This is a genomic window from Qipengyuania rhodophyticola, from assembly GCF_042493225.1.
Classification (GTDB): domain Bacteria; phylum Pseudomonadota; class Alphaproteobacteria; order Sphingomonadales; family Sphingomonadaceae; genus Erythrobacter.
In genome coordinates, this window is record NZ_CP170454.1 from 99,053 (window position 1) to 123,109 (window position 24,057).

The following is a 24,057-nucleotide window of genomic DNA, read 5'->3' on the forward strand; positions in this document are numbered from 1 at the left end:
GCCAATGTTAGAACCAACCACTGTAATAGCAGCAACCGCCTTAATCGGCCTGATGGTTACTGTCGCCGCAGTATTGCGCGGATGGCAGGGATGGCTTGCACTAAAAGAGCGCGAGCTGGCCTCTCATCTCGAGAAGCCTGAGCAAAGTGGCGGCTCGTCAATGGGCGCAGCGCGGATTGAGCTTTCAGATCTTAAAGAACGCATCAAGAAGCTCGAGGCGATTGCCAGCGGGGTGGATTTGTAACGCAGAGTGCTTACATGGCGCTCACCATGCGAACTCTCTCAGACATAGCAGAAGAATACGAATTCCTTGAAGGCGATGAGCGGTATCGCCTTTTGATCGAGCTGGGGCGTGATCTCGACCCCATGCCGGACCCCTTAAAAACCGATGCGACTTTGGTGCGCGGGTGCTCCGCATCTGTTTGGGTTTATCCAACTGAAAACTCAGGCAAGCTCCATTTTCTGGCAGATAGCAACGCCGCGATCACCAAGGGAATTGTCGCGCTAGTCATTGCCGCTGTGCAAGACCGGCCCGCGCGCGAAGTTGCCGCGCTTGATATCGCGGGCGCGCTCGCTCCATTTAATTTGTCGAACCAGCTCTCATCCAACCGGACGCAAGGCGTGCCCAATATGATAGCACTTGTGCATGAACACGCCGCCCGGATCGCCGCTGACACAGCCAGCGCGTGAGAATGTGAGCTGACATGCGCCCGCTTTTTCTCGCAGGCGGGATAATTTCGGTCGCATTGGGGGCGATTGGCGCGTTTTTGCCGATTATGCCCACCGTTCCGTTTCTTCTACTGGCGGTGTTCTGTTTTGCTCGTAGCAACCCCGCTTTGGAGCAAAAAATTCTCGACCACCCACATTGGGGGCCGCAAGTGCGAGAGTGGCGTGAACGCCGCGCAATTCCGCGCCGCGCCAAAGTGATGGCGGTGGGTGCGATGAGCGCAGGCGCGGTTTTCACGTGGTTCACTCTTGGCGTTCCATGGGTCTATCTCTCGCTCGCCATTCTATGCATTTGTGGAACCTGGATCGCCACGCGAAACGAATGATGCCACGCGTCGCAAATGATGATATCGCGCCGCTGATGGGGCTTTCACCGTGGGAATATTGGCACAAAGCCATAGCGGATGCAGATGCGGCGGATTGGATAACGGTCGCCGCTTACGGGCTTGCCGCCTGGCTTAGCTGGCGTGCCTCGACTCATGTTCGCACAGACGCCGCCCGCATCGAGCAATACTTCTGGCAAGTCAGCGCTGCTGCTCTCATCGCGCTCGGGATCAATGAACTACTTGATTTACAAGCACTTCTGACCGGCCTCGCAAAGGCGCATGCTCAGGTAAATGGGTGGTATGAAGGGCGCCGACAGGTGCAATATGTCTTTGTTATAGCGCTCGCCGTTGTGGCAGTCGCGGCGACAGCCCTCCTGATCTGGTGGACTCGCCGCATGCCCAATCCCATTCGCTGGGCCATGCTCGGCTTTGCATCGATCGGTGCATTTATTGTCGTGCGCGCTGCCAGCTTTCACCACATTGACGATTTGCTTGGCAGCGGCTGGCAGGCTTTCAACCTCGGATCAATTCAGGAAATGGCAGGCATCGCGATTATCGGAGTTTCGGCGCTAGTATCTGCGCGCGAGGCCCAAAGGGGCTAAACTACCTTAGCCATGCTGAACGTGCCGCTGTCATGCGGCAATATCCACTTGCCAGATATCACGTCGCCACTAGCGCTGATCTCGCCTTCATATTGAACGAGTGTTTTATACTCTTCCGAGGAGTCAAGATATTGCTTGGTAAAGCGCATTTCCCTGCCATTGCACTGACCCTCAACGGTGGATTTCACTTGCCCGGATCCGCTCACATGATCCTCCAGTATGATCCCGCTGATAGTACCGTCGCTATTCTTGAGCCGAGCCTTGAAGGGAAACTCACCGACATCAAGTGATGAGGAATATTCAAAGCTGCCTTCCCACGTGCCGTTGATGTCCGGACTTTCAGTCATTTTCGCACCAAGCTCCCGCTTCAGATTTGAGCACTTTCTCGAATTTTAGCGACACCGTCCTCGCGTTGACGCTTTAGCTCGGCTTTTAACTTCGCCGGGTCACCCGCCAAAACAAAGCCGAAGCTTACCCCGCCCTCTTTGCCAACAGTGGCGTGGTGCAGCTTGTGAGCCTGTACCAAGCGTTTTGCATAACCACTTTTGGGCACCCAGCGGAAGTAGCGTTGATGGACCAGCCCATCATGCACCAGCGTATATATGATACCGTAGAAGAGAATGCCGAGGCCAATCCAAGTCGCTGGCCACCACGCCGACGCGCCCATCATCATTGGGCTGCCCCATATAAACATGGATATGCTCATTGCGGCGCCGACGATTGCGTAAAGATCATTCTTCTCTAGCATGTTGTCATGCGGCTCATGATGGTCACGGTGCCAGGCCCAACCGAAGCCATGCATGATGTATTTATGGCTAGCCCACGCGACCCATTCCATCGCGGCCACAGTGGCGATCACAATCAGACCGGCGATGATAAAATCCATCATGGCAGCCGCTATAGTCTATTCGTCTTCAGGAAAAAAGAACTCGCGCATATGTTCGCTGATCCGGGCGGGCCGCAGCGTTTCTGCATCAATGCAGCACCAGCTTGATTGAACCTCGGCCAGCACCTCTTCGCCGCGCCGAATGACCGTCGTGTAGAACGCCCGCGCACCCTTGAAATGCTCCAAAGCAGTTTGCGCGATCACGTCATCATCGAGAAACGCAGGCTTGCGGTAGGTAATCTCGTGTTTCAGCGCGACCCAAGCCTTGCTGGCCACTTCTTCCGCCGGTGCCAGCTTGTTCCAATGCGCCAGCACAGCATCCTGCACCCAATTAAGATAGCGCGCATTGTTCACGTGTCCCATGAAATCAATATCTTCGGGAAGGACCGTGATCGGAAAGGCGAATGGCTTTGCTGACATGAGTGTTAGTTAGGCATAGAAAGCTTTCATTTCCATGACCCCGCAATTGCTTTTCGCCCATAATATTGCGCCTGTTGCCGTAAAGTCGCAAAGATGCAGGTCATGGCTAGCAGACCCCGCACACTATATCAGAAGATCTGGGACGATCACGTGGTGGAACGCCGCGATGATGGGACCTGCCTGATCTATATTGACCGCCACCTCGTGCATGAGGTGACCAGCCCGCAGGCGTTTGAGGCATTGCGGCTTGCCGGGCGGCCGGTACGCCGTCCCGATCTGACGCTGGCAGTACCGGACCATAATTTGCCGACCACGCCGCGGCTGGACGCAGATGGCAACCGCGTGCCTATTGCTGATCCGCAAAGCGCGGCGCAATTGGCGGCGTTGGAAGCGAATGCACCCGCCTTTGGTATTCCCTACATTGATGCGACCGCCGCAGAGCAAGGCATTGTCCATGTGGTTGGCCCAGAACAGGGCTTCTCTCTTCCTGGCACCACGATTGTCTGCGGCGACAGCCACACGGCCGCGCATGGCGGTATCGGAGCTCTCGCCTTTGGCATTGGCACGAGCGAAGTGGAACATGTGCTCGCGACGCAGACGCTGCTCCTGCGCCAGTCGAAAAGCATGGAAGTGCGCGTTGATGGCGCACTTGGCCCCGGCATCACGCCGAAGGACTTGATCCTGCATATCATTGGCAAATTGGGCGCAGCTGGCGGCACCGGCCATGTCATCGAATATCGGGGCGAAGTGTTCGAGCAGATGAGCGTGGAAGGCCGCTTGACCGTCAGCAATATGAGCATTGAGGCGGGCGCACGCGCTGGCCTCATCGCACCGGACGAGACAGTTTTCCGCTACCTCAAAGGCAGGCCTTACGCGCCCAAAGGCGAAGCATGGGACGAAGCGCTGGCTTATTGGAAGACGCTCCACAGCGATGAGGGCGCCGACTTCGACACCTCCATCGTGATTGATGCCAGCGACATTGAACCATCAGTCACTTGGGGCACCAGCCCGGAAGATGTTCTGCCAATCGGTGCGAGCGTACCGGACCCTGCGAGCTTTGCCGATCAATCCAAACAAGCTGCAGCCCGCAAAAGCCTTGATTATATGGGGCTCACGGCGGGTCAGCGTCTTCAGGATATTACGGTCGAGAACATCTTCATCGGCAGCTGCACGAACAGCCGGATCGAGGACTTACGCGCAGCCGCAGAGGTGCTGCGCGGGCGCAAAAAGGCAGACAATGTGCGCTGGGCCATCGTTGTGCCGGGATCTGGCCTCGTCAAAATGCAGGCGGAGGAAGAGGGCATCGACAAAATCTTCGCCGACGCCGGATTTGAATGGCGCGAGCCGGGCTGCTCTGCGTGCCTGGGTATGAACCCCGATAAGGTTCCGCCGGGCGAGCGATGCGCCTCAACCTCCAACCGTAATTTCGTCGGTCGCCAAGGCCCTGGCGCACGCACGCATCTGGTCAGCCCGGCAATGGCCGCCGCCGCTGCAGTGACAGGCAAGCTCACCGATGTGAGAGAGCTCGCCCGATGAAGGGCGCGTGCCATTGCGGTGCTGTCTCCGTCGAGATTGAACGAAAGCCAGACTTCATCAACTTGTGCGACTGTTCGCTATGCCTCAAACTTGGTGGAGCTTGGGGCTATTTCGCATCAGATGAAGCGACCGTGTCTGGTAGCACAAGCTCTTACCGCCGGGCCGATTATGAAGCCCCTGCGGTCCAAGCACATTTCTGCGCCACCTGCGGGACCACGACGCATTGGACCCTGACTGAGCATCATCCCGGTGACCGGATGGGCGTCAATATGCGTATTTTTGAGCCAGCTATGCTTGCAGGTGTAGAGGCGCGCACGCTGGACGGACGCAATTGGTTTGGCGGAGGCGAAGCAGAGCATCGCCGTGCGATCGGTAAATTGGGACAGGACGTATTCCTTTGATCGCACCTCTTGAACGTGTGATAGCCCACCCCCTCTTGCGAAGCGACGCAATGCGTCCCATTGAACTGGCATGACAAAGAAACTTTCAGGAAAAGCCGCCCTTGGTGCCGCCGCGATTGGCTCTGCTGCTGTTGCCGCCGCTCTGCTTTATGCTGGCAAGCGTAAGAAAAAAGACGACGAGAAACCAAAACCACCGGTCGTCCCCTCGGGCGAAAATCCGGAAACCGACTAAGGCCTTCCCTTAATGCAAGCACTCGATCAAGTTGAAGCGACGGCGATCCCATTTGGCGCAAAGAACATCGACACAGATGTGATTATTTCGGCCGAATGGCTCAAGACGATCACGCGCGAGGGGCTGGGCAAAGGGGCGTTTGAGAGCATTCGGCAAGACCCGGACAACATTTTTGACGATCCGAAGTTTGCCGGCGCTGAGATACTCATTGCAGGCGACAATTTCGGCTGCGGCTCCAGCCGAGAGCACGCCGCATGGGCGCTGCTCGATATGGGTTTGCGCGTGGTCATCGCGCCCAGCTTCTCCGATATCTTCGCGGGCAATGCTTTCAAGAACGGCATTTTGACAGTGGCTCTGCCGCAGGAACAGATCGACCGCCTGATGGAGGTGGCACAGGATCACCCGGTGAGCGTCGATCTTGAAAGCCAGATGGTCACCACCCCATTTCAGGATCGTTTCCCTTTTGAAATTGACCCATTCCGTAAAAGCTGTTTGCTCGGCGGCATTGACGAAGTTGGTCTGACCATGGCGAGCGGCGATGCCATCAATAACTATGAAAAAACACGCGCAAAAACAGCGCGCTGGCTCACGCCAAACAGGGAGAATGCCGCATGAAAGCCTTACGCACCCACGAGGTTGGTGGACCCGAAACACTGACACTTGACGAAATTGACGTGCCGACACCGGGCAAGGGGCAAGTGCTGGTCGACGTGAAGGCCTGCTCAATCAACTTCCCTGATACGCTGATGATCCGCGACATGTACCAGTTTAAGCCGGAGCGCCCCTATGCGCCGGGCGGCGATATTGCGGGGGTGATCGAGGCGGTTGGCGAAGGCGTTGAAGGCTTTGCGGTGGGCGACAAAGTGCTCGCCGGCATCGGGCACGGCGGGCTCAGCGAGAAGGTGATAGTGCCTGCTGACCGCATGTTCCCCATTCCCGATGGTGTGGCTTTCGACAAGGCGGCTTCCATCCTGATGACCTATGGCACGAACATTCACGGCCTTAAGGATCGCGGCCATATCAAGGAAGGCGATACCGCGCTAATCCTGGGCGCTGCGGGCGGCGTGGGCCTTTCCGCAGTCGAGCTTTGCAAAGCTTATGGCGCGCGCGTTGTCGCGGCGGTTTCGTCTGAAGAAAAAGGGCAAGCGGCGCGCGATGCAGGCGCGGATGAGGTCGTCATCTATCCTAAGGACGAGATGGATAAGGCAGCCTCCAAGGAACTCGCGAGCGCGTTCAAAGCGGCATGCGGGCCGGAAGGCGCAAACATCGTTTATGATATCGTCGGCGGCCAGTATTCTGAGCCTGCGCTTCGCTCTATCGCGTGGGAAGGTAAGTTTCTTGTCGTCGGCTTCCCAGCAGGGATCGCCAAGATGCCGCTCAATCTGACATTGCTCAAAAGCTGCGATATTTGCGGCGTGTTTTGGGGCGCGTTCACCATGCGTGAGCCGGTTAAGTTCCGCGCACAGATCGCCGAATTGTTTGATCTGCTGAAAGCCGGCAAGATCGATCCGCTGATTTCGGAGACATTCCCGCTTGAACGCGGCGGTGACGCGATCGCCAAGCTCGCCAATCGGCAGGCCGTGGGCAAGCTAGTTGTGACGATGGATTAGAGCCTGGGGATTGATTTTACGGCGTAAGACCATTGTCGCGCGCATCTGAGCAGCCTATTTGCACACAATAGCTAATCCTGTGAGGACATTATGACCGATTTCAAAGACCGCGAACGCGCCGAAGAAGCCAAATTCGCAATGGATGAAGAAACCGCTTTCAAACTCGCGGCGCGGCGCAACCGGCTGCTGGGTGAGTGGGCCGCTGGCCTTATGGGCCTCACTGAAGAAGAAACCGACGCTTACAAGAAGGCCGTGGTGCAAGCTGATTTTGAAGAAGCGGGCGATGAAGATGTCATTCGCAAGTTGCTGGGTGATCTGACCGCTGCGGAATGCGATGTGAGCGAGGCTGATATACGCACCAAGCTAGATGAGATGACTGTCGAGGCCAAGCGCCAGTTAATGAGCGATAGCTGAGGCGTACTGACCATGCCCATGAACGGCGCAGACATAGAGCGCATGATCACTGAGGCTTTGCCCGGTGCAAGCGTTGAGATGACTGATCTGGCCGGTGACAATGATCATTGGGCCGCGAAAGTCATCGCGCCGCAATTTGCGGGCAAGAGCCGGGTGCAACAGCACAAGCTCGTCTATGAGGCATTGGGCGGGCGCATGGGCGGGGAACTCCACGCCTTGCAACTGACCACGCAAGCCCCCACATCGGATGGGTAAACCAGTTTAAGTGAAAAAAGGGATCAAACCCCATGTCTGATGTGAACACACGCATTTCATCTATCGTCGGCGACAGCGATGTTGTCCTCTTCATGAAAGGCACGCCGCTTTTCCCGCAATGCGGGTTTTCCAGCCGCGCCGTGTCCATCCTCGAACATTGCGGCGTCGCCTATGAAGGCGTTGACGTACTGCAAGACATGGAAGTGCGTCAGGGCATTAAGGAATTTTCCGACTGGCCAACCATCCCTCAGCTTTACGTCAAAGGCGAGTTTGTCGGCGGCAGCGACATTATGATGGAAATGTTTGAGGCGGGCGAATTGCAGCAAATGATGACTGAGAAGCAGGTTGCCAAAGCCGAGAGCTAATCGCCGCATTTGATCGATGGTATCGGCCCGTAAGGGTCGCAAGGCCGACTGGCCGCCCGCAGCGATGCGATCTTTGATCGCGTAAGCGAGGATAGCCAAGGCTGCGGAGGCAGCCGCTGGCGCTTGAAGCCAAACAAAAGATGCCAGATACATTAAAGGCCCATCCGAGGGGGCAACTTCGGATGGGCCTTTTCTGTGTTTGGACCTCGGGAAAGGGTCCAAGAAAGTCCGGGGAGGCGACACCGGGAGACTGTGTGGTCTCGCCTCTCATAGAAGACCTGATAACTGACTACCTCTATGCATTTGCCGTGCCAATTACGCGAGATCACGGATATCTGCGGACCTCGATGGTTAACGAAGTTTTGCGACATGCCCATTTTGTAAAAAATACCGACAAAATACTCCGCAGATGCGCGCTGCAATTGGCACGGTGCTTGTCTATTGCCCGCAGGCGCGCCAATAACGCTTACATGACATCTGCGACACAAGCTGAACCGCCTCTTGGGATACCCGCAGCGACGGTGGTGATTTTCCGCAACGGCGAAAATGATGCCCCTCCGGAAATTCTAATGCAAATCCGCTCGCGGACCATGGCCTTTGCAGGCGGAATGGCAGTCTTCCCTGGCGGGCGCGTTGATGATGCCGATTTTGAATTGGCCGAAGAGTGGACTGCCAAGCGGGAACTCGCCATGCCCGTGGACGAGGCTGCACACAGGATCGCAGCAATCCGTGAGACTTTGGAAGAGGCCGGCCTCGCCTTGGGTATGACAGGCGCGATTACCGAGCAAACTGCCAAGGCAGGCCGAGAGATGCTGGACAAGGACAACACGCTCGCCCCAATACTCGATACGTTCGGCTGGCAACTCAATCTCGATGCGATCATTCCATTTGCGCGCTGGTTTCCCAAGAATGAAAACATCTCGCGCGTTTATGATACGCGCTTCTACCTCGCCGATATGGGCACTGGCGACGTCACGATTTCAGCCGACAATAGCGAGACTACGCGGCTGTTTTGGGTCACAGCGCAAGGGGCGCTCAAGATGGCAGAGGAGGGAGAGATTAAGTTGATTTTCCCTACCCGCCGCAATCTTGAGAGGCTGGCGCTGTTTAACAGCTTTGAAGAAGCCCGCGCGCAGGCCGAAGCAATCCCGGTAAAGACCATCATCCCTCAGATTGATGAAAGCGGCGATCAGCCCATGCTGCGCATCATGGAAGATGCAGGATATCCGATTACCGCGGAATTCCTTGATACTGTGATGCGAGGATAATTGGCGCGCCCGGCAGGACTCGAACCTGCTGCCTCAAGATTAGAAGTCTCGCGCTCTATCCAGATGAGCTACGGGCGCGCGCCGTATCAAACGACACAGCGCCAATAGCGCGGCTTTGCCAAAGCGCAAATTCAATAGTAGCGCCTCTCCCATGGAAAATTCTCCAAACGCGGAAGCCGGATCATCCCAGCCCCAGTTCAAATATTACGATCTGGTCATGGCGAGCTTTGTTGCGATCTTGCTGCTGTCAAACCTGATTGGAGCGAGCAAGCCGAGCTATATCCCGTTACCCGGGGGCGAGACCTGGATCTTCGGCGCTGGCGTGTTGTTTTTTCCCATCAGCTACATCATCGGCGACGTCCTGACCGAGGTATATGGCTATGCCAAGGCACGCCGGGTGATCTGGACCGGATTTGCTGCACTCCTGTTCATGGCGTTTATGGCGTGGGTTGTGGTGTCGTTGCCCCCTGCGGAGGGCTGGCCGTTCCAAAGCGATTACGAGAATGTCTTCGGCAATAGCTGGCGTATTGTCCTAGCCTCAATGACTGCATTCTGGGTCGGAGAATTCGCCAATTCCTACGTGCTCGCGAAAATGAAGGTCTGGACCAAGGGTAAGCATCTCTGGATGCGCACGATTGGGTCGACGGTAGTGGGCCAGGGCCTCGACAGCATGATTTTCTATCCGCTAGCGTTTTGGGGCATCGCTGGCTGGCCACCAGAGACGCTGGTGCAAGTGGTCATCTCGCAGTGGATCATTAAAACCGTGTGGGAGGCTGTGCTCACCCCTGTGACATACGTAGTGATCGGCGCTCTCAAGAAACGCGAGGGTCTCGACCTTTATGATACGGACACGAAGTTCTCGCCCTTCGCCAAAAGCGCAGGCTAGTCCTCGATCAGCTCAGAGCTTTGCGCGATTTGCGTAATGCCGCGCTTGCCCTCGCCATCTCGGCCGAGCTGAACCAGAACGTCAATCACGCTCGCCGCATAGGCAATCGTGTCCTTGCGGGTCAGGCCAATGCCGGTTTGCATCACCATGAGTGAGAGCTGCTCAAGCGCGCCGGTGAGCGAATTGGCGTGAATGGTCGAGAAACTGCCTGGATGCCCGGTATTGATCGCCCGCAGGAAGGATACGCTTTCTGCCCCGCGCAGCTCGCCCAGCACAATTCGGTCAGGGCGCAGTCGCAAGGCCGCCTGAAGCAGCTCATTGGCGGTCACTTTCGCCTCACCAAGCTCGCCCTTCACCGCGACCAGGCCAACACCGTTTTCGCCTGGCAGTTTCAGCTCTGGCGTGTCTTCCACCAGAACAACGCGCTCCTGCGATGGGATTTCGCCGAGCATAGCGTTGAGAAATGTTGTCTTACCCGTGCTGGTACCGCCCGAAACCAAGATCGTGCGCCGCTGGGCAATCGCCTCTCGCAGGAAAGCGATCGGTTGTTCTTGAGCATCAGGCATGACGCCGCGCTGCGGCTTCACCAGCGGCCCTGCGTCATAGGCATCAAGCGGCAGATCAAGCCGGCGGTGGCGGCGAATAGCCATCGCCCAATGCTTGCGCGCCGCCGGTGGTCCGCAGAATTGGACGCGTGCCCCGCCCGGCAAAGTTGCGCCTAGCAGTGGGTGTTCGCGGTTGATGCCTTGGTGCGATACCCGCGCGACTTGTTCGGCCAGACGTTGGACCAGCCGGTCATCAATTTCAGGGCGCAGGATTTTCTGCATGCCGCCCGCTTGCGCGTCCTCAACCCAAACTTCGCCGGGCCGATTGACGATAATTTCAGTGACTGTGTCGCGGTCAAGCCACTCGCGAAACGGCGCAAGATACGCATCAAGATAGACGCTGCGTTCGCCATCAATCATTGCAGGCATATCGTTCATATCGGCGAGCAGATCGCCAGCGTCATTGCCATTGCCAGAGCCGTCTGGCTGGAGCGGATGAATTTCTGCAGTCATGGCGGCCAGCTAACCCTTAATTGACCTGCGAGAAATCAAGATCACGTGCAGTGAAAATGCGGATTGGCTCGCCTTGACGCACGCGCACAGTTGGGCCGATCTGGCCATCCTGCTGCGCTGCGGTGGCGGCGGCAGATTGTCCCGCTCCGCCGATAAGAACAGCAGACGCGCCGCCCGATGCAAGCGCGCCAAGGCCGCCCACAACAGAAAGCAACATGGCCGAGCCAAAGCGTTTGAAGAAGTTAGACTTGACCTCGCCCTCAAGCCCGGTCGTTCCGTCAAAGCTGATCGCGGGCGAGGCGAGATTGACCGAGGCGCCGTCCGGACGGATCAGGCGTTGCCAAATCACATAAGCACGGCGCTGCCCACCTTGGAGACCCGACTGATATTGCCCAATCAAGCGGCTTGAACGCGGAACAAGCACGCGCGTGCCGTCAAAACTGCGCACGTCTTGGCTGACCACGGCGCGAACAAAGCCGGGCACGTTCGTATCAATCGCCGTTTCCAAAATGGCCGGGATTAGTGTGCCTTGGGTCACGGTGGTGCCCGGATTACTCATGGGTTGCGCAGTCGCTGCCGCGCCGCCCACACCGCCAACGCGGCTGGCAAAATCATTGGATGAGTTACCCGTGCTCGCTGCGGTCGCGGCAACAACTGGCGGCGTCCCCGGCGTAGCGGTCGCGGCCGCTGCACCAGCGTCAAACACGACGGTAGGGCTCGAATACGGATTTGTGCTCGGCCCAGCATTGACTTGCGGCGCATTGGCCAAGACCGGCGCAGGCGCAGGATCCACCAGTTGCGGCGCAGGCGCATTGACCGCTTGCGGTTGGTTTTGCAGCGTTGGTTGCGCCGCGGGAACTGCGGCCGGTAGATCTGTTCTCTGATTTGCGCCTTCGGCAGGAGCCATGCGCGCAGAATTCATGCCCCACAGCGTCACAAGACCAAGGCCAGCCACCAGCGCGATACCAGCGACCATGCCAAGCCCATCGGCTTTACCGCGTTTCTGCGTAACCGCAGGATAGGCGTTGCGCTGCGCGAGGTCGATGACCTCAGCTTCCGTGTTGTCACGCGGATCTGCATCATTAGCGACATTTTCATCGCCCTTGCTCGGAAGTCTCATTGCTAGCTTCATTGCTGCACCTCTGCTGCTGCGAGAGAGCCATCACCGCTCTCAACTGCGCGCGCGCGGACGGGGCCGTTGTTGATCAGCGCTGCGCTCTCTTTGCCAGATCGCAAAATGATCTGGCGCGGGACGCCTTCGACAACAATTGTGTCGCCGCGCACCACGAAATTAACCGGTCCCTCAACGCCCTCAGCGTCAGTTACCAAAATCGCTGGGATCGGTTCACCTGCGGGCCAAGTCATGAATGTTGCCTCGCCATCGTCAAATACGCGCGCTGGCAACAAGTCCTTTTCGCCGTCGGTTGCCCAAGCGAAATTGAGCGCAGCAGGGTCCAATACAGCGCGCGGATCGTTTGCGGCTTCCTTTTCGGTATCTGTGCGCGCATCGGCAAACATCGGTTCCAGTGGCTCATCAGGATAGCTGAAATTGATCACATAGACCGGCTTTGCACTTGGGCTGGCGACCAGATCAAACAAGTAAGTGCGCTTGCTGGTCACGACCGTCATATTGGTCGCCGCACGCGTTTTCAGCGGCTTCACAAAAAGCAGATTGGCCTGCTTATTCGGTGTGACTTGCCAGGCTTGGGAATCGCCAATCGCGACATTCTCAATGCGCTCGCTATCTTCAAAGCGGATCGTCGCCTGCACCTTCACGCGGCCCTCGACCAGGATCACGCGGGCCGGATCATACGGGATCTCAACCAGGCGCGAATCTTGCGCAGCGATCGGTGTCGCGGCCAGCAGTATGGCTGGCGCAAGAGCGAGAGCAGAAAAGGCTGCTCGGGTCATTTTACTTTCTCCGTTGAACGCGCAGAGGCAGGTGCATTGGCGGTTTTAAACCGGCTGCCGATGCCGCTTGCGCGTGAGGGCCGATCGCTAATCGGCTGAACTTGAGTGCCACCATTCGAGGTTGCGAAGACTTGGGTTGTACGGCTGCCGCTGGTTGCAGCGACGCCGGTGCCTGCGCCCGCATCGTTGGCAGCGGCGGCCACCGGCTGCGCGCTCACATCAATCCGGCGGGCGGCCTGCGCCGCGGCGGTCGCTTGCTGAGCCTGAGCAACGGTGGCCGCAACAGGAGCTGCTGCTTGGGGAGCAATGGCTGGCTGATCGCGCGGGCTCTCATCTGCCGCCACAAGACCAAATACAGTCCAGCCGCTGACCATGGTCGTGGCGACTTTGAGCACTAGAATCATCAGCGCCACGTGCACTGCGCCGATCATGAAGAAGGCCATCGCGGATTGCGGGTCAACTTGACCCGGCATCGCCACCAGATTGGCCAGAATGGGCACCGCCAGTTCAAGCATCAGCCCGCCGCCCAAAACGGCAAACATTGGCGCAAGAGCGAGCATCACCACGCCCTTGAGCCAGCCTGCAAACATGCCGCGCGTGCCATTGAACAGCGCCATGACCACAAACAGCGGGCCGAGCGCCACGAGCAGTGCGAGCGCGACCTTAGCCGTGACCAGCAAACCAACGGTGCCGAGCATAAAGAGGAGCGCGCCGAGCCACATCAGCCCCTCGGGCGAAAATGCACCAAAGTCACGCTGCGGACCGCTGGCCTCTTGAATAGCGATGAACACAATGTCGATCTTCTGGGCGAAGGTTTCTGTCGCGGAGCCATCATCGCCGGTCAGCTGAGTCGCGAGCCAATCAGGCGCGCCAATCGCGAGGTTCCAAACGACGCTTTGATACGCGACCCAGCTCGTCGCGAAGGTCAGCACGAGGCCGACGGTAATCATGCGGGGGATAAGAGAACGAACACCTAGGCTGGTCCGGCCCGTCAGCAAAAGTATGGCGAAGAAAGCGACATACAGCGTAAGGATCGCTGTCAGCACATAAGCAAGCTGACCACCTGGCGCGAACAAGCGCCCGAAGGCAGTCGCTGTTACGTCGCTCGCCGCGCAATCAACCGCACGCAGCGCAGCGGCCACGCCGGTGCCCACTTGCTCGGCGGCTTGCTGGCATTGGGCCAGAGTAGATGGCGGCGCGACTGCGGTCATTCAGCAGCCATTTTCAACGCATCAGCCGGGGCATCAGCGGCGTCTTCTGCATGCGCACCCCCCGGCCAGGCAGCGCCGGTCAGCTGGGGATACCAATCCGCCGGTGCATCACCCACGGTTTCGCGCAGTGCATCAAGCTTGCGCACGGCGCTTTCACGGCCAGACAACACAGTCAAAACTTCAGGCGCGCCCGACAGATCAAGCCGCACAACGACGCTCGCATCGGGCTGACGCACGAGGAAGCAACGCGAATGGGCGGGCAGCGTGCGGATCAGCGCCAGTTCGTGTTGAGTTAGACCAAAGCCATCGCAATAGTCCTCCGGTCTGGCCCGGCTGTTCGGCATAAAGATCATCGTCGCGGTCTGTTCAACCAAAGCGGTCGAAATGCGGCTTTCCAGCGCATCACCTGCGCTCTGTGTGGCAAACCCGACCAGCGCATTGCGTTTCCGCAAGGTTTTCAGCCAATCGCGAATACGCGCGGCGAAGACCTCATCATCAAGCGCTTTCCACCCCTCATCAATCAGGATCATGGTCGGCTTGCCGTCCAGCCGCTCATCAATGCGGTGGAACAAATACATCATGGTTGGCGTGCGCAGGCGCGGATTTTCGAGCAATGCGGTCATGTCAAAACCGAGAACGCGCGCATCCATATCGAGCCGGTCGACCTCATTGTCGAAGAGCCAGCCATGCTCGCCCTCACCGATCCATGCGGAAAGGCGATCCGCCAGATCGCCCGGCATGGGGCGGCGTGAACCCGACAGCAGTTCTTTGAAGTGACGCAGACGGCGCAGCGAAGAGTCGTTCGCGTAGGCCGCATCCACAGCCTGCGCGATAGTTGCTTCTTCCTCCGGTCCGTCCGCTTTCAGCAAAGCGCCAAGCCATTCTCGCAGGAAAGCACGGTTTGCTGGGCTGTCTTGCAGCGCCATGGGATTAAAACCGGTCGGCTCGCCGGAGCGGATAGCATCATAGCGCCCGCCAATGCCGCGAATGAACAGCTCTGCACCGCGATCTTTGTCGAACAGGACAGTGCGCGGCGAAACTTTCTGAGCCTGAGCGGCGAGGAAGTTCATCACAACGGTCTTACCCGACCCAGAAGGCCCGATAACCGAGAAATTACCCAGATCGCCATTGTGGAAATTGAAGAAGAACGGCGTCGCGCTGGTCGTCTCCAGCAGCGTGACAGCATCGCCCCAGTGATTGCCCTCAGCCTTGCCAAGCGCAAAACCATGGAAAGACCCAAAGCTCGCCATATTCGCGGTCGAGATCATCGCGCGGCGCACCAGATAGCTCTCATTGCCGGGGAATTGGCCCCAAAAAGCAGGCTCCAGATTGGTGTCTTCGCGCACTGCAATCGCGCCAGTATCCGCTAATGCCGCAGCACAGGCAGCTGTCGCATCATCGAGCCGCGTCAAATCTTGCTCGCGGACCATCACGGTAAGGTGATGATCGCCAAAGCTGACCCCGCCATTGCCCAGTGCATCGCGGGCCGCGAGCATATCTGCCCGCTCTGCCATCGCTTCTTCATCAGCTGATTTCAGCCGGCGGATTGCGAGGTCCATGCGCTCGCGCGCAGTCTGGCGTTCAGCGGGCGCATAGCTCTCGCTGACAATCATCTCATATGGAAGTCGCAGCAAGCCATCGAGCAAGCCGGGACTGGTCGCCTCGGGATAATCCTTAAGCCCCATGATCGAGGCAAAGTCGGGCTGGCCAGCGCCGCGTTGCTCCATCGCATCGAGGCCGAAGCTCACCCGGCGATAGGGCAGCATATGGCCAATATCGGTGTCATCGGCTGGCTTGCGCACAGGGCGCATCTCGCCATTATACAGCGCAGAAAGCAGCTCAAGAACTTCGCTATTGGTGTGGCCCTGCGGGCTTTCATAATCGCCGAGCAATTGCGCGCCATACGGCTGCAATGCGGCGACCAGACCCGTCGCGGCGGCTTTCAGCGAGCGCACATCCTTAGGGTCCGCGTCAGTCACTTCCTGACCCTTGCGGCTCCAGGCTTTGCTGATGCGCTCTGCCCAGCCCGCTTTGCCGCGCGCCGGGCGGCGGATAAGCGTGATAAATTGGTCATTGATGAAGAGCGAGCCAGAACCCAGCCGTTCCTTCCAGCGCGCATCAATATGGCGGCTGAGCGGATCGGGAAATTCTGCGTCTAGCTCCACTTCCACCCGGCGGCGGATGACGTGGTGGAACATGACGAAGCGCGCATCCAGTGTGGAACGCAGCATAACTTCGCGGGTCGCGGCATGCGCATTGAGCGCATCGCTATCCTCGGTCTCGAACAGGAGGCCGGGCACTTGCAACGCGGTCATGACACTGCCGTCGCGCATCAGCAGAGTATGCTGATCCAGCATGCGGAGATAAGGCAAGCGGTCGCCAGCGCGCGCTTCTTTCGCGCTCCAGGCAGCATGGCCGTTCCATTTGCTCATATCATCTGCCCTCCTTCAGGGGCTGATAGGCGATCAGGCTGCATAGGAATTGCAACCCCATTTGTTGTAGTTCTTGACCCTTGGGCACTTGGAAACCTTAGTGATCCAGAGATCAAAAATGCGCGGCTCGCGCAGACACGCAAAATAGCCAATCACATGAATGACAAGCGCCGCGGGCAAAGCCCAAAAGCTGCCCGTTACCAGAAAGAGCTCAGTCGTCAGCAGCGCATTGATGATAAAGAAATTATACGTCACGCCCGCGAACATTTGCGGGCGGGTCAGTGCGCGGTGAACAGGCTGGCGGATGAGCTGCGTCATGGCCGGTTTACCCTGCCACGCCTTGAATGCCGGCGACGATGGATGCCGCGCCAAACAGGATAAATGTGCCGATAATCACGGTCGCGCCAAAGCGCCAGTTGAGCCGTCCAGTCAGCATCATGAAGCCAACGGCGGCCACCGCCATAACCGCAACAGCAGTGGCAACATTGCCAAGCAGCGTTCCTTGAAGCCAGCCAACAGCAGCAACAATCGGGCCGGAACCTTGCGGATCAGCGACCTGCGCCAACGCGGCGGTCGGCATCATCAAAAATGCAGTGAGTGCAGAAAGGGAAAGTGTACGCTTCAACTTGGGTTACTCCCGAGAGTGGTCTGATAGGCGGCCCATGATAGCCGCGACATAGAGTTGTGTCTCGCGAATGCGCGGAATGCCGCCAGCGCGGATCACGCGGCCAGGCCCGGCATTGTAAGCTGCGAGTGCTTTTTCTAGATTGCCATCGAACCGGTCGAGCTGCTGACGCAAATAGCGCGCGCCGCCTTCAAGATTGGCAAAGGGATCATCCGGGTTCACACCCAGATCGCGCGCAGTGCCCGGCATAAGCTGAGCAAGACCGCGTGCCCCTGCATGCGATACGGCATTGGGACGCCAGCGGCTTTCCTGCCACACGAGGGCCTCGATAAGAGAAGGGCTGAGATCAAAACGGGCGGAGAGTTCAGTGACTTTCGCGCGGTATTCCTCTGGCACGCCTTGCGCAGTGACCAAAGGGTTTGCAACAATGCGATCCGATACGATTAGGCCATTGGCTTCTTCGATGATTGCAGGCTTAGAAGCAACGACGCCCCCAGCCACCCAGCGGGCGCCATCATCGTCAATCTGGATAACATCCGCCTGAGCCGAGGTCGCAGCGCAGAATGCAGCAAGGGGCAGCAAGGCGAACGTAGCTCGCTTCACTCTCTTTGCTAGAATCATTCCACACCCTCCATCAAAGCTGGCCAATCCCTCCTTAAGACAGAGTGGTTAACAACCTCATATTAACCATAGCAAGAGCGGAAGCGGCCCGCCGCTCGTATAAAACGACGGGTCGATGGCAGTTTAACCTCGTATTTGGCCCGCTATTCGGCGAGGTTTTTGACATGCGGATGACAATACAGGCATTTGTGCGAAATGGCCAAAGAAGCGGCGCAAATCATACCGACGCTACTTTCCGATGATTGAGACCTTGTCCATCGGCGGCAATGGCATACCCATAGCCGTAGGTAATTTGGGCCGATATGGGCCTTCAAGCGCGGTCAATTCCTCTGCCGTCAGCTCAATATCGAGCGCGTCGACAGCATCATCAATATGATGCGGCTTGGTCGCGCCAATGATCGGCGCTGTTACCGATGGCTTGGTGAAATGCCAAGCAAGCCCAGCGCTCGCCATCTTCACGCCGCGCGCCTCGGCAATATCTTGAAGCGCGCCAATGATCGCATGATCCACTGCGTCGTCATCATTATAAATGGAATTGCCAAAGCCATCTGTCTTGCTGCGCACAGTTTCCCCGCCGCTTGGCCGCGCCAGCCGCCCGCGCGCAAGCGGGCTCCACGGGATGACGCCAATCCCTTCATCCTCGCATAAAGGCAGCATTTCGCGCTCTTCCTCGCGGTAAATGAGGTTGAGCTGGTTTTGCATTGAAATAAACGGTGTCCAGCGATTGGCGCGTGCAGCCTCCTGAGCCTTCGCAAATTGCCATGCGAACATCGAAGATGCGCCGATATAGCGCGCTTTGCCCGCCTTCACGATATCGTGTAGCGCCTCCATCGTTTCCTCGATTGGCGTGCTGTCATCCCACCGGTGGATCTGAAACAGGTCGACGTAATCCATGCCGAGCCGCGTTAGGCTGTCGTCAATCGCCTGCATCAGGCTTTTGCGCGAATTGCCCCCGCAATTGGGCGACTGGCGCCACGGGATATAGGCCTTGGTCGCGACCACAATCTCATCGCGGCGCGCCATCTCCTTGAGCAGCTTGCCGGTGATTTCTTCCGATGTCCCTCCCGCATAAGCATTGGCCGTGTCGAAGAAATTGATCCCAGCCTCCAACGCGTGGCGGAAAAACGGACGACTTTCCTCTTCGCCCAGCAGCCAATCACCATGCCAGCCCTTGGTCTTGTCGCCATAGGTCATGCAGCCGAGGCATAGCCGCGATACCGTAAGGCCTGATTTGCCCAACTTTGCGAATTTCATGGCATTTCTCCGATCAGGAAAGGGTCAGCCCGCCGTCCACCGTGATGGTCTGTCCTATAACATAGCTTGCAAGCGGCGATGCGAGGAACAAAGCTGCGCCTGCCATCTCGTCGGGCGTGCCGAGACGGCGAAGCGGGATGGAGCGAAGGCTTGCCTCGCGGCGTTTGTCATTCTCGGTTGTGACTGTTGTGAGCTTCGTCGGGACAAGGCCCGGCGCAATGCCATTGACCCTAACGCCGTCGCGCGCCCACGCCTCGCCGAGTGATTTGACGAGGCTCGCCGCGCCTGCCTTACTCGCGGCATAGGCGGGGTTGCCCATGGCGGATTTGAACGCTGCGACGGAGCTGACGATGATTGCGCTCCCACCGCGATCAGCTAAGCCAGAATGGAAAGCGCGGGCGCAGTCCATCACGGAATTGAGATTGACCTCAATGACATCGTCCCAGCCGTCCTGCGTGAATTCTTGACCACCATATCGGACAATGCCCTGGCTGAGTACCAGCACATCGGGCTCGCCAATCACATCCGGCAAAGCATCGACCGCGCCGCGCTTGGATACATCAAGCGAGTGGAACGTCAGCCCCTCGAGGTCGCTACCCTCATCGGCTGAATACTCTGTGGCAGATGCCCGTGTGCCCGTCACATGAACGCTTGCCCCGCGCGCCAGAAACCCGCGGGCAATGCCATTGCCAATGCCGGACGTTCCGCCCACTACGACAACGGTCCTGTCAGTGAAATCAAGCGGGTCAGTCATGCGCGATTGCTCCTTAGATGGACCAGCTAACTAAATAGACCGGCTGATAACTTCTTTCATGATCTCGCTAGTGCCGCCATAAATCCGCTGCACACGCGCATCGCGCCAAAGCCGAGCAATCGGATATTCATTCATATAGCCCGCCCCGCCATGTAGCTGGAGGCAAGCATCGACCATCTCCCACTGCATTTCAGTGTGCCACAGTTTGGCAGAGCTCGCCTCATCCGTGGTCAGCTTGCCTGCGAGATGGCGCAGAATCGCCCAATCGAGGTGAGCCCAGCCAACTTGCAGCTTGGCCTGAAGGTCCGCGAGTGTGAATTTGGTGTTCTGGAACTCAAAGACCGTGCTACCGAACGCTTTGCGATCCTTGGTGAATTTCACCGCCTCATCAAACGCGCGCTGCGCCCCGGCCTGCGCGCCAACGGCGATGCTCAGCCGCTCTTGCGGCAGCTCCTCCATCAGATGGACAAACCCTCGCCCTTCACTGCCAAGAATATTGGTTTTGGGCACGCGAACGTCTTGGAAAAATAGCTCCGACGTATCAGCCGCATGTTGTCCGATCTTGTCGAGATTGCGCCCCCGTTCAAAACCCGGTGTCCCAGCATCAACCAGCACCAGCGATGTGCCTTTCGCCCCTGCCGAGGGGTCAGTCTTTGCGACAACAATCACCACATCGGCATTTTGCCCGTTAGTGATGTAAGTCTTAGAACCATTGATGACGAGGTGATTGCCATCTTCGATTGCAGCGGTTTTGATGCCCTGAAGATCGCTGCCAGTGCCCGGCTCTGTCATCGCAATGGCGGTGATAATATCGCCGCTGATCATGCCCGGCAGATATTTGGCTTTCTGCTCGTCGCTGCCGAGCCGCTCAAAATAATTGACGGTGATGTCATTCTGAAGAGTGAAGCCAGCCGAGCTCCCCATGTAGGAAAGCTCCTCTGCAAGCACGCAGTTAAACCCAAAATCGAGCCCTAGGCCGCCATTTTCTTCGCTGACGGTGGGGCACAGCATTCCCGCCTCACCCAGCGCCTTCCACGCTTCTCGCGGGACGATGCCCTCTTCCTCATGCTTGTCGAGGTTCGGCTCCATATGTTCGGCAAAGACCTTGCGCACGCTGTCGCGGAACATCTCATGGTCTTCATTGTAAGCAAAACGTCCAGCAGTATCGAGCATTGAGCGATCCTTAGGATATCATATTGTTAGAGTGTTGGCGCGGCGCTAAGCGGCCTGAAAACGCGCCAGTCGGTCGTTAATCAGCATTTCTGCCTCGCCCATGATCCGGTCGATCAGCTCCTGACATGTCGGCACATCATTGATGAGGCCGGCCACCATGCCGCAGCTCCACGCGCCCTTGTCCATGTCGCCTTCCATCATGATCGACGGGTAAACGCCCGCTACCTCTTCAATGATGTCTTCAAACTTCAGATCATCACCGAGCTCTTTCTCCTTCACTAGCAGTCGCTCAACCGCATCATTGGTCAGCACACGTTCGGTATTGCGCAGTGGCCGCATGACAAGCCGCGTGTCCAGCTCACTCGCCGCAACAATCGCTGCTTTCACATTGTCATGCACTGGGGCTTCTTTGGTGGCGATAAAGCGCGTGCCCATATTCATGCCCTCTGCGCCCATGGCGAGGCTGGCGACGAGACTGCGCCCATCGGCCATACCGCCCGATGACACGAAGGGAATGTCCAGCTCATCGGCCGCACGCGGGAGCAGAATCATGTTCGGAATATCGTCTTCGCCAGGGTGGCCGCCGCATTCAAAGCCATCGACCGACACCGCATCGCAGCCAATATCTTGCGCCTTTAGCGAGTGGCGCACGCTGGTGCATTTGTGGATGACCTTAATCCCTGCGTCCTGAAGAGGGCCAAGCAGCTGGCTGGGGTTGCGACCCGCGGTCTCAACCACGGGCACACCCGCCTTTACGATCTCCGCAATCAGCCCCGGATAGTCAGGCGGCGTCAGCGTTGGCAGCAGGGTAATGTTCACGCCAAAGGGCTTGTCCGTCATATCCTTACAGCGCGCGATTTCATTGGCGAGCTTCTCCGGCGTGCCCTGCGTCAGACCAGTGATAATGCCCAGCCCGCCCGCATTAGAAACCGCCGCCGCCATTTCGGCAAAGCCAACATAGTGCATGCCGCCCTGAATGATGGGGTGCTGGATGCCGAACATTTCGGTGATGGCGGTTTTCATATGCGTTCTCTCCCAAACAGAATCTTGTGTTGCGTTTTGCAACGGGTATCTGTGACGATGCCAAGGTGCAAGGGAGCAAAACAGGCAATGTCGAATAGCGAAGAACGAATTCCGGTCATTGTCGGGGTCGGCCAAATCAATGATCGGCCCGATGATCCAGCAAATGGGCTTGATCCGACCGCGCTGATGGCCGCCGCCTTGCGCCGCGCCGATGAGGATGCGGGTGGCGGCTGGTTGGAGGTTTGCGACAGCCTCGCCGTCGTGAGCCAGCTTGCCTGGCCACATCTCAACCCTGTTGATGGCAAACTTGCCGAAACGCTCGGCATTGCCCCCGCGCACCGCGAGCAGACCGCGATGCCTAATGGCGACAGCCCGATCCGATTGCTCAATGAAGCCGCGAACCGCATTGGCGCTGGCGAAGCGAAGGTCTGCGCGGTTGTGGGCGCGGAGGCTTTGCGGACTGCGGCCAAGTTGGCAGCGGCTCGGCAAGCGGTAAATAAGGAGCAAGGTGGCGGCCAGCAAACGAAGCCCAACGCACTGCGCGATGCATCACACAGGGTGCGCAAGGGCTATGTGCAAAGCCATGGCTTGACCGTGCCAGTCGATGTTTATCCTCTCTATGAGAACGCCCTTCGCCATAAATATGGGCAAACGCTTGCTGAAGCGCAGGCGGAAAGCGGCGCAATTTGGTCTGGCTTCTCTCAGACTGCTGCGGCAAATGAAAACGCTTGGATGCGCGAGGCTGTTTCGCCGGTAGACGTCGTCACCACCTCTGGCCAGAACAGGCCCATCGCTTTCCCCTACACCAAATTGCAAGTCGCCAATTCGAGCGTCAATCAGGGCGCAGGTTTTCTGGTCACCAGCCTCGCCGAGGCGCGGCGGCGCGGCGTTCCAGAGGGCAAGCTCATTTATGTTGGCTATGGCGCAGCTGCGCATGAAGACAATAATTTCATGACGCGGGCCCGGTTCGACGGCTCGGCCAGTCTGGAAACCTCAATCAGCAAGGCGATGGAATTGAACACGGTGACCACCACTGATCTGGCGCATGTCGAGCTCTATTCCTGCTTCCCCTGCGTTCCCAAAATGGCGCGCCGCGTGCTGGATTGGCCGCTTGATAGGCCGATGAGCGTGTTCGGCGGGCTAACCTTCGGCGGCGGGCCAATCGGCAATTATATGAGCCACGCGGTTGCCAGCATGGTTGACGCCTTACGGGAAAGTGGCGGCAAAGGCCTGCTCTTCGCAAATGGCGGCTACGCCACACATAATCACACTATCCTCATTTCAGCCGAGCCGCTGGACGCGCAATTCCCGCAGGACTTCGACTATCAAGCGGAGGCCGATGCCAAGCGCGGTGCAGTGCCAGAAATGGACCGCGATTACACCGGACCAGCAACTCTGGAGACCTACACGGTGCATTACAAGCGCGATGGCTCGGTCAAGCTGGGCACAATTGTTGCGACAACGCCAAATGGTGACAGAACCCTTGCGATAGTGCGGCCTGATGATGAGCAAACCCTCGCGTTTTTGACGGGCGGAACCGCTGACCCAATCGGCGCCTCCGGAACCATCACTCGCGATGAGGACGGGGTCGGTTTCTGGTCAGGAGTGTAAATGCCAGGAGGCCTGTAAGCCGGGTTCTGTCCTGCAACCGGTATCGTCAATCGACCAGCGCCGCAGGGGCAACCATTCATCTAGGCTACGGATTGCTCCGCAGCTCCAGCAGCCAACCCGGGCAGTCGCAGCTTGCGCTCAATGCGAAACACATTGGCCAGCCGAAACTGACGCGCTGCCCCTATTCAGCCTTGCTCCGGGTGGGGTTTGCCATGCGGGCCCTGTTACCAGCGGCCCCGGTGCGCTTTTACCGCACCCTTTCACCCTTGCCTGTGACCTTTAGGGTCCATCGGCGGTATACTCTCTGTGGCACTTTCCCTCGGCTTACATCCAAAGACTTCACCGGGCGGGCGTTACCCGCCACCCTTGTTTCGTGGAGCCCGGACTTTCCTCGTGCAGAGTTGCCCCTGCCCGCAGCTGCCCAGCCTCCTGGCGGAGCGCCATATAGAACGGGCGA

The 24,057-nt window shown here is 58.1% G+C and carries 30 protein-coding genes, 1 tRNA gene and 1 other RNA gene; 15 read left to right on the top strand and 17 right to left on the bottom strand.

From position 1 onward, the window contains the following. Window positions 1-4 precede the first annotated feature (4 nt). Genes ACFCXQ_RS00515 through ACFCXQ_RS00530 form a run of 4 tightly spaced genes read left to right on the top strand, consistent with a single transcriptional unit; the run spans window position 5 to window position 1,654 of the window. Window positions 5-244 carry a hypothetical protein gene (locus ACFCXQ_RS00515; RefSeq protein WP_379552042.1) on the top strand — a complete coding sequence of 80 codons (240 nt, stop codon included), beginning with the start codon at window positions 5-7 and terminating at the stop codon, window positions 242-244. Window positions 245-270: 26 nt separating this feature from the next. Continuing rightward, window positions 271-690, top strand: a complete 420-nt coding sequence (locus tag ACFCXQ_RS00520; protein ID WP_379552044.1) for a SufE family protein — start codon at window positions 271-273, stop codon at window positions 688-690. A 14-nt stretch (window positions 691-704) separates the two neighbouring features. After that, on the top strand, window positions 705-1,052 hold the full coding sequence (locus ACFCXQ_RS00525) for a YbaN family protein (RefSeq protein WP_379552046.1): 348 nt from the start codon (window positions 705-707) through the stop codon (window positions 1,050-1,052). Beyond that, window positions 1,049-1,654: a hypothetical protein gene (locus ACFCXQ_RS00530; RefSeq protein ID WP_379552048.1), complete on the top strand. Its 606-nt coding sequence runs from the start codon at window positions 1,049-1,051 to the stop codon at window positions 1,652-1,654. The genes ACFCXQ_RS00525 and ACFCXQ_RS00530 overlap by 4 nt, the downstream gene beginning before the upstream one ends. Here the strand turns inward: ACFCXQ_RS00530 and ACFCXQ_RS00535 are convergent. Genes ACFCXQ_RS00535 through ACFCXQ_RS00545 form a run of 3 tightly spaced genes read right to left on the bottom strand, consistent with a single transcriptional unit; the run spans window position 1,651 to window position 2,960 of the window. Next, the gene (locus ACFCXQ_RS00535; protein ID WP_379552049.1) at window positions 1,651-2,001 is read right to left on the bottom strand and encodes a hypothetical protein; all 351 of its coding nucleotides are present in this window, start codon (window positions 1,999-2,001) and stop codon (window positions 1,651-1,653) included. The genes ACFCXQ_RS00530 and ACFCXQ_RS00535 overlap by 4 nt on opposite strands. Window positions 2,002-2,021: 20 nt before the next feature. Then, window positions 2,022-2,540, bottom strand: coding sequence for a sterol desaturase family protein (locus ACFCXQ_RS00540; protein WP_379554695.1), 519 nt, complete (start codon window positions 2,538-2,540; stop codon window positions 2,022-2,024). 18 nt (window positions 2,541-2,558) lie between these two features. After that, window positions 2,559-2,960: an acyl-CoA thioesterase gene (locus ACFCXQ_RS00545; protein WP_379552050.1), complete on the bottom strand. Its 402-nt coding sequence runs from the start codon at window positions 2,958-2,960 to the stop codon at window positions 2,559-2,561. Between the two features lie 102 nt (window positions 2,961-3,062). On the opposite strand from ACFCXQ_RS00545, the gene leuC reads away from it, so the two are divergent. From leuC to ACFCXQ_RS00590, 9 genes are all read left to right on the top strand, one after another. Next, entirely contained in the window at window positions 3,063-4,496 is a 1,434-nt protein-coding gene (gene leuC / locus ACFCXQ_RS00550) for a 3-isopropylmalate dehydratase large subunit (protein ID WP_379552051.1), read from the top strand. Beyond that, on the top strand, window positions 4,493-4,897 hold the full coding sequence (locus tag ACFCXQ_RS00555; protein ID WP_379552052.1) for a GFA family protein: 405 nt from the start codon (window positions 4,493-4,495) through the stop codon (window positions 4,895-4,897). Before leuC ends, ACFCXQ_RS00555 begins: the two co-directional genes overlap by 4 nt. A 70-nt stretch (window positions 4,898-4,967) precedes the next feature. Next, entirely contained in the window at window positions 4,968-5,129 is a 162-nt protein-coding gene (locus ACFCXQ_RS00560) for an isopropylmalate isomerase (protein WP_379552054.1), read from the top strand. A gap of 12 nt (window positions 5,130-5,141) precedes the next feature. Continuing rightward, window positions 5,142-5,744, top strand: coding sequence for a 3-isopropylmalate dehydratase small subunit (gene leuD / locus ACFCXQ_RS00565; protein WP_379552056.1), 603 nt, complete (start codon window positions 5,142-5,144; stop codon window positions 5,742-5,744). Further along, entirely contained in the window at window positions 5,741-6,739 is a 999-nt protein-coding gene (locus tag ACFCXQ_RS00570; RefSeq protein ID WP_379552058.1) for an NADPH:quinone oxidoreductase family protein, read from the top strand. Before leuD ends, ACFCXQ_RS00570 begins: the two co-directional genes overlap by 4 nt. Before the next feature lie 90 nt (window positions 6,740-6,829). Then, window positions 6,830-7,153: a DUF1476 domain-containing protein gene (locus tag ACFCXQ_RS00575; RefSeq protein ID WP_379552060.1), complete on the top strand. Its 324-nt coding sequence runs from the start codon at window positions 6,830-6,832 to the stop codon at window positions 7,151-7,153. Window positions 7,154-7,165: 12 nt separating this feature from the next. Then, on the top strand, window positions 7,166-7,408 hold the full coding sequence (locus ACFCXQ_RS00580) for a BolA/IbaG family iron-sulfur metabolism protein (RefSeq protein WP_379552062.1): 243 nt from the start codon (window positions 7,166-7,168) through the stop codon (window positions 7,406-7,408). A 32-nt stretch (window positions 7,409-7,440) separates the two neighbouring features. Further along, on the top strand, window positions 7,441-7,773 hold the full coding sequence (grxD, locus tag ACFCXQ_RS00585) for a Grx4 family monothiol glutaredoxin (RefSeq protein WP_379552064.1): 333 nt from the start codon (window positions 7,441-7,443) through the stop codon (window positions 7,771-7,773). Between the two features lie 470 nt (window positions 7,774-8,243). After that, on the top strand, window positions 8,244-9,041 hold the full coding sequence (locus ACFCXQ_RS00590; RefSeq protein ID WP_379552066.1) for an NUDIX hydrolase: 798 nt from the start codon (window positions 8,244-8,246) through the stop codon (window positions 9,039-9,041). A 1-nt stretch (window position 9,042) separates the two neighbouring features. On the opposite strand, the gene ACFCXQ_RS00595 is transcribed toward ACFCXQ_RS00590, so the two are convergent. Next, a tRNA-Arg gene (locus ACFCXQ_RS00595) sits at window positions 9,043-9,119 on the bottom strand. Window positions 9,120-9,192: 73 nt separating this feature from the next. On the opposite strand from ACFCXQ_RS00595, the gene ACFCXQ_RS00600 reads away from it, so the two are divergent. Continuing rightward, window positions 9,193-9,927 (top strand): queuosine precursor transporter, encoded by a 735-nt coding sequence (locus tag ACFCXQ_RS00600; RefSeq protein WP_379552068.1) that lies wholly within the window; start codon window positions 9,193-9,195, stop codon window positions 9,925-9,927. On the opposite strand, the gene virB11 is transcribed toward ACFCXQ_RS00600, so the two are convergent. From virB11 to ACFCXQ_RS00660, 12 genes are all read right to left on the bottom strand, one after another. Beyond that, complete coding sequence (gene virB11, locus ACFCXQ_RS00605; protein WP_379554697.1) at window positions 9,924-10,910, bottom strand: P-type DNA transfer ATPase VirB11; 987 nt, start codon at window positions 10,908-10,910, stop codon at window positions 9,924-9,926. The two genes, ACFCXQ_RS00600 and virB11, sit on opposite strands and share 4 nt — an antisense overlap. Window positions 10,911-11,001: 91 nt before the next feature. Beyond that, window positions 11,002-12,105, bottom strand: a complete 1,104-nt coding sequence (locus tag ACFCXQ_RS00610) for a TrbI/VirB10 family protein (RefSeq protein ID WP_379552070.1) — start codon at window positions 12,103-12,105, stop codon at window positions 11,002-11,004. Between the two features lie 8 nt (window positions 12,106-12,113). After that, on the bottom strand, window positions 12,114-12,896 hold the full coding sequence (locus ACFCXQ_RS00615; protein WP_379552072.1) for a TrbG/VirB9 family P-type conjugative transfer protein: 783 nt from the start codon (window positions 12,894-12,896) through the stop codon (window positions 12,114-12,116). After that, a complete protein-coding gene (locus ACFCXQ_RS00620; RefSeq protein ID WP_379552074.1) occupies window positions 12,893-14,107 on the bottom strand; it encodes a type IV secretion system protein in 1,215 nt (404 codons plus the stop codon). The genes ACFCXQ_RS00615 and ACFCXQ_RS00620 overlap by 4 nt, the downstream gene beginning before the upstream one ends. Continuing rightward, complete coding sequence (locus ACFCXQ_RS00625; RefSeq protein WP_379552076.1) at window positions 14,104-16,539, bottom strand: VirB4 family type IV secretion/conjugal transfer ATPase; 2,436 nt, start codon at window positions 16,537-16,539, stop codon at window positions 14,104-14,106. Before ACFCXQ_RS00625 ends, ACFCXQ_RS00620 begins: the two co-directional genes overlap by 4 nt. A 33-nt stretch (window positions 16,540-16,572) precedes the next feature. Continuing rightward, entirely contained in the window at window positions 16,573-16,857 is a 285-nt protein-coding gene (locus tag ACFCXQ_RS00630; RefSeq protein WP_379552079.1) for a type IV secretion system protein VirB3, read from the bottom strand. Window positions 16,858-16,864: 7 nt separating this feature from the next. Further along, window positions 16,865-17,164 carry a TrbC/VirB2 family protein gene (locus tag ACFCXQ_RS00635; protein ID WP_379552081.1) on the bottom strand — a complete coding sequence of 100 codons (300 nt, stop codon included), beginning with the start codon at window positions 17,162-17,164 and terminating at the stop codon, window positions 16,865-16,867. A gap of 6 nt (window positions 17,165-17,170) precedes the next feature. Continuing rightward, window positions 17,171-17,785, bottom strand: coding sequence for a lytic transglycosylase domain-containing protein (locus tag ACFCXQ_RS00640; RefSeq protein WP_379552083.1), 615 nt, complete (start codon window positions 17,783-17,785; stop codon window positions 17,171-17,173). A 228-nt stretch (window positions 17,786-18,013) separates the two neighbouring features. Continuing rightward, window positions 18,014-19,039: an aldo/keto reductase gene (locus ACFCXQ_RS00645; RefSeq protein WP_379552085.1), complete on the bottom strand. Its 1,026-nt coding sequence runs from the start codon at window positions 19,037-19,039 to the stop codon at window positions 18,014-18,016. Window positions 19,040-19,052: 13 nt separating this feature from the next. Then, window positions 19,053-19,793, bottom strand: a complete 741-nt coding sequence (locus ACFCXQ_RS00650) for an SDR family NAD(P)-dependent oxidoreductase (RefSeq protein WP_379552087.1) — start codon at window positions 19,791-19,793, stop codon at window positions 19,053-19,055. 30 nt (window positions 19,794-19,823) lie between these two features. Then, entirely contained in the window at window positions 19,824-20,966 is a 1,143-nt protein-coding gene (locus tag ACFCXQ_RS00655; RefSeq protein WP_379552089.1) for an acyl-CoA dehydrogenase family protein, read from the bottom strand. 45 nt (window positions 20,967-21,011) lie between these two features. Beyond that, complete coding sequence (locus ACFCXQ_RS00660; RefSeq protein ID WP_379552091.1) at window positions 21,012-21,989, bottom strand: NAD(P)H-dependent flavin oxidoreductase; 978 nt, start codon at window positions 21,987-21,989, stop codon at window positions 21,012-21,014. An 87-nt stretch (window positions 21,990-22,076) separates the two neighbouring features. On the opposite strand from ACFCXQ_RS00660, the gene ACFCXQ_RS00665 reads away from it, so the two are divergent. Then, a complete protein-coding gene (locus tag ACFCXQ_RS00665) occupies window positions 22,077-23,600 on the top strand; it encodes an acetyl-CoA acetyltransferase (RefSeq protein ID WP_379552093.1) in 1,524 nt (507 codons plus the stop codon). On the opposite strand, the gene rnpB is transcribed toward ACFCXQ_RS00665, so the two are convergent. Further along, window positions 23,600-24,033, bottom strand: an RNA gene (rnpB, locus tag ACFCXQ_RS00670) — RNase P RNA component class A. The genes ACFCXQ_RS00665 and rnpB overlap by 1 nt on opposite strands. Window positions 24,034-24,057 lie beyond the last annotated feature (24 nt).

Bases quoted from the DNA above. Each gene is read 5' to 3' on its own strand.
- ACFCXQ_RS00515 (WP_379552042.1), top strand. From the start codon at position 5: ATGTTAGAACCAACCACTGTAATAGCAGCAACCGCCTTAATCGGCCTG.
- ACFCXQ_RS00520 (WP_379552044.1), top strand. From the start codon at position 271: ATGCGAACTCTCTCAGACATAGCAGAAGAATACGAATTCCTTGAAGGC.
- ACFCXQ_RS00525 (WP_379552046.1), top strand. From the start codon at position 705: ATGCGCCCGCTTTTTCTCGCAGGCGGGATAATTTCGGTCGCATTGGGG.
- ACFCXQ_RS00530 (WP_379552048.1), top strand. From the start codon at position 1,049: ATGATGCCACGCGTCGCAAATGATGATATCGCGCCGCTGATGGGGCTT.
- ACFCXQ_RS00535 (WP_379552049.1), bottom strand. From the start codon at position 2,001: ATGACTGAAAGTCCGGACATCAACGGCACGTGGGAAGGCAGCTTTGAA.
- ACFCXQ_RS00540 (WP_379554695.1), bottom strand. From the start codon at position 2,540: ATGGATTTTATCATCGCCGGTCTGATTGTGATCGCCACTGTGGCCGCG.
- ACFCXQ_RS00545 (WP_379552050.1), bottom strand. From the start codon at position 2,960: ATGTCAGCAAAGCCATTCGCCTTTCCGATCACGGTCCTTCCCGAAGAT.
- leuC (WP_379552051.1), top strand. From the start codon at position 3,063: ATGGCTAGCAGACCCCGCACACTATATCAGAAGATCTGGGACGATCAC.
- ACFCXQ_RS00555 (WP_379552052.1), top strand. From the start codon at position 4,493: ATGAAGGGCGCGTGCCATTGCGGTGCTGTCTCCGTCGAGATTGAACGA.
- ACFCXQ_RS00560 (WP_379552054.1), top strand. From the start codon at position 4,968: ATGACAAAGAAACTTTCAGGAAAAGCCGCCCTTGGTGCCGCCGCGATT.
- leuD (WP_379552056.1), top strand. From the start codon at position 5,142: ATGCAAGCACTCGATCAAGTTGAAGCGACGGCGATCCCATTTGGCGCA.
- ACFCXQ_RS00570 (WP_379552058.1), top strand. From the start codon at position 5,741: ATGAAAGCCTTACGCACCCACGAGGTTGGTGGACCCGAAACACTGACA.
- ACFCXQ_RS00575 (WP_379552060.1), top strand. From the start codon at position 6,830: ATGACCGATTTCAAAGACCGCGAACGCGCCGAAGAAGCCAAATTCGCA.
- ACFCXQ_RS00580 (WP_379552062.1), top strand. From the start codon at position 7,166: ATGCCCATGAACGGCGCAGACATAGAGCGCATGATCACTGAGGCTTTG.
- grxD (WP_379552064.1), top strand. From the start codon at position 7,441: ATGTCTGATGTGAACACACGCATTTCATCTATCGTCGGCGACAGCGAT.
- ACFCXQ_RS00590 (WP_379552066.1), top strand. From the start codon at position 8,244: ATGACATCTGCGACACAAGCTGAACCGCCTCTTGGGATACCCGCAGCG.
- ACFCXQ_RS00600 (WP_379552068.1), top strand. From the start codon at position 9,193: ATGGAAAATTCTCCAAACGCGGAAGCCGGATCATCCCAGCCCCAGTTC.
- virB11 (WP_379554697.1), bottom strand. From the start codon at position 10,910: ATGAACGATATGCCTGCAATGATTGATGGCGAACGCAGCGTCTATCTT.
- ACFCXQ_RS00610 (WP_379552070.1), bottom strand. From the start codon at position 12,105: ATGAGACTTCCGAGCAAGGGCGATGAAAATGTCGCTAATGATGCAGAT.
- ACFCXQ_RS00615 (WP_379552072.1), bottom strand. From the start codon at position 12,896: ATGACCCGAGCAGCCTTTTCTGCTCTCGCTCTTGCGCCAGCCATACTG.
- ACFCXQ_RS00620 (WP_379552074.1), bottom strand. From the start codon at position 14,107: ATGACCGCAGTCGCGCCGCCATCTACTCTGGCCCAATGCCAGCAAGCC.
- ACFCXQ_RS00625 (WP_379552076.1), bottom strand. From the start codon at position 16,539: ATGAGCAAATGGAACGGCCATGCTGCCTGGAGCGCGAAAGAAGCGCGC.
- ACFCXQ_RS00630 (WP_379552079.1), bottom strand. From the start codon at position 16,857: ATGACGCAGCTCATCCGCCAGCCTGTTCACCGCGCACTGACCCGCCCG.
- ACFCXQ_RS00640 (WP_379552083.1), bottom strand. From the start codon at position 17,785: ATGATTCTAGCAAAGAGAGTGAAGCGAGCTACGTTCGCCTTGCTGCCC.
- ACFCXQ_RS00645 (WP_379552085.1), bottom strand. From the start codon at position 19,039: ATGAAATTCGCAAAGTTGGGCAAATCAGGCCTTACGGTATCGCGGCTA.
- ACFCXQ_RS00650 (WP_379552087.1), bottom strand. From the start codon at position 19,793: ATGACTGACCCGCTTGATTTCACTGACAGGACCGTTGTCGTAGTGGGC.
- ACFCXQ_RS00655 (WP_379552089.1), bottom strand. From the start codon at position 20,966: ATGCTCGATACTGCTGGACGTTTTGCTTACAATGAAGACCATGAGATG.
- ACFCXQ_RS00660 (WP_379552091.1), bottom strand. From the start codon at position 21,989: ATGAAAACCGCCATCACCGAAATGTTCGGCATCCAGCACCCCATCATT.
- ACFCXQ_RS00665 (WP_379552093.1), top strand. From the start codon at position 22,077: ATGTCGAATAGCGAAGAACGAATTCCGGTCATTGTCGGGGTCGGCCAA.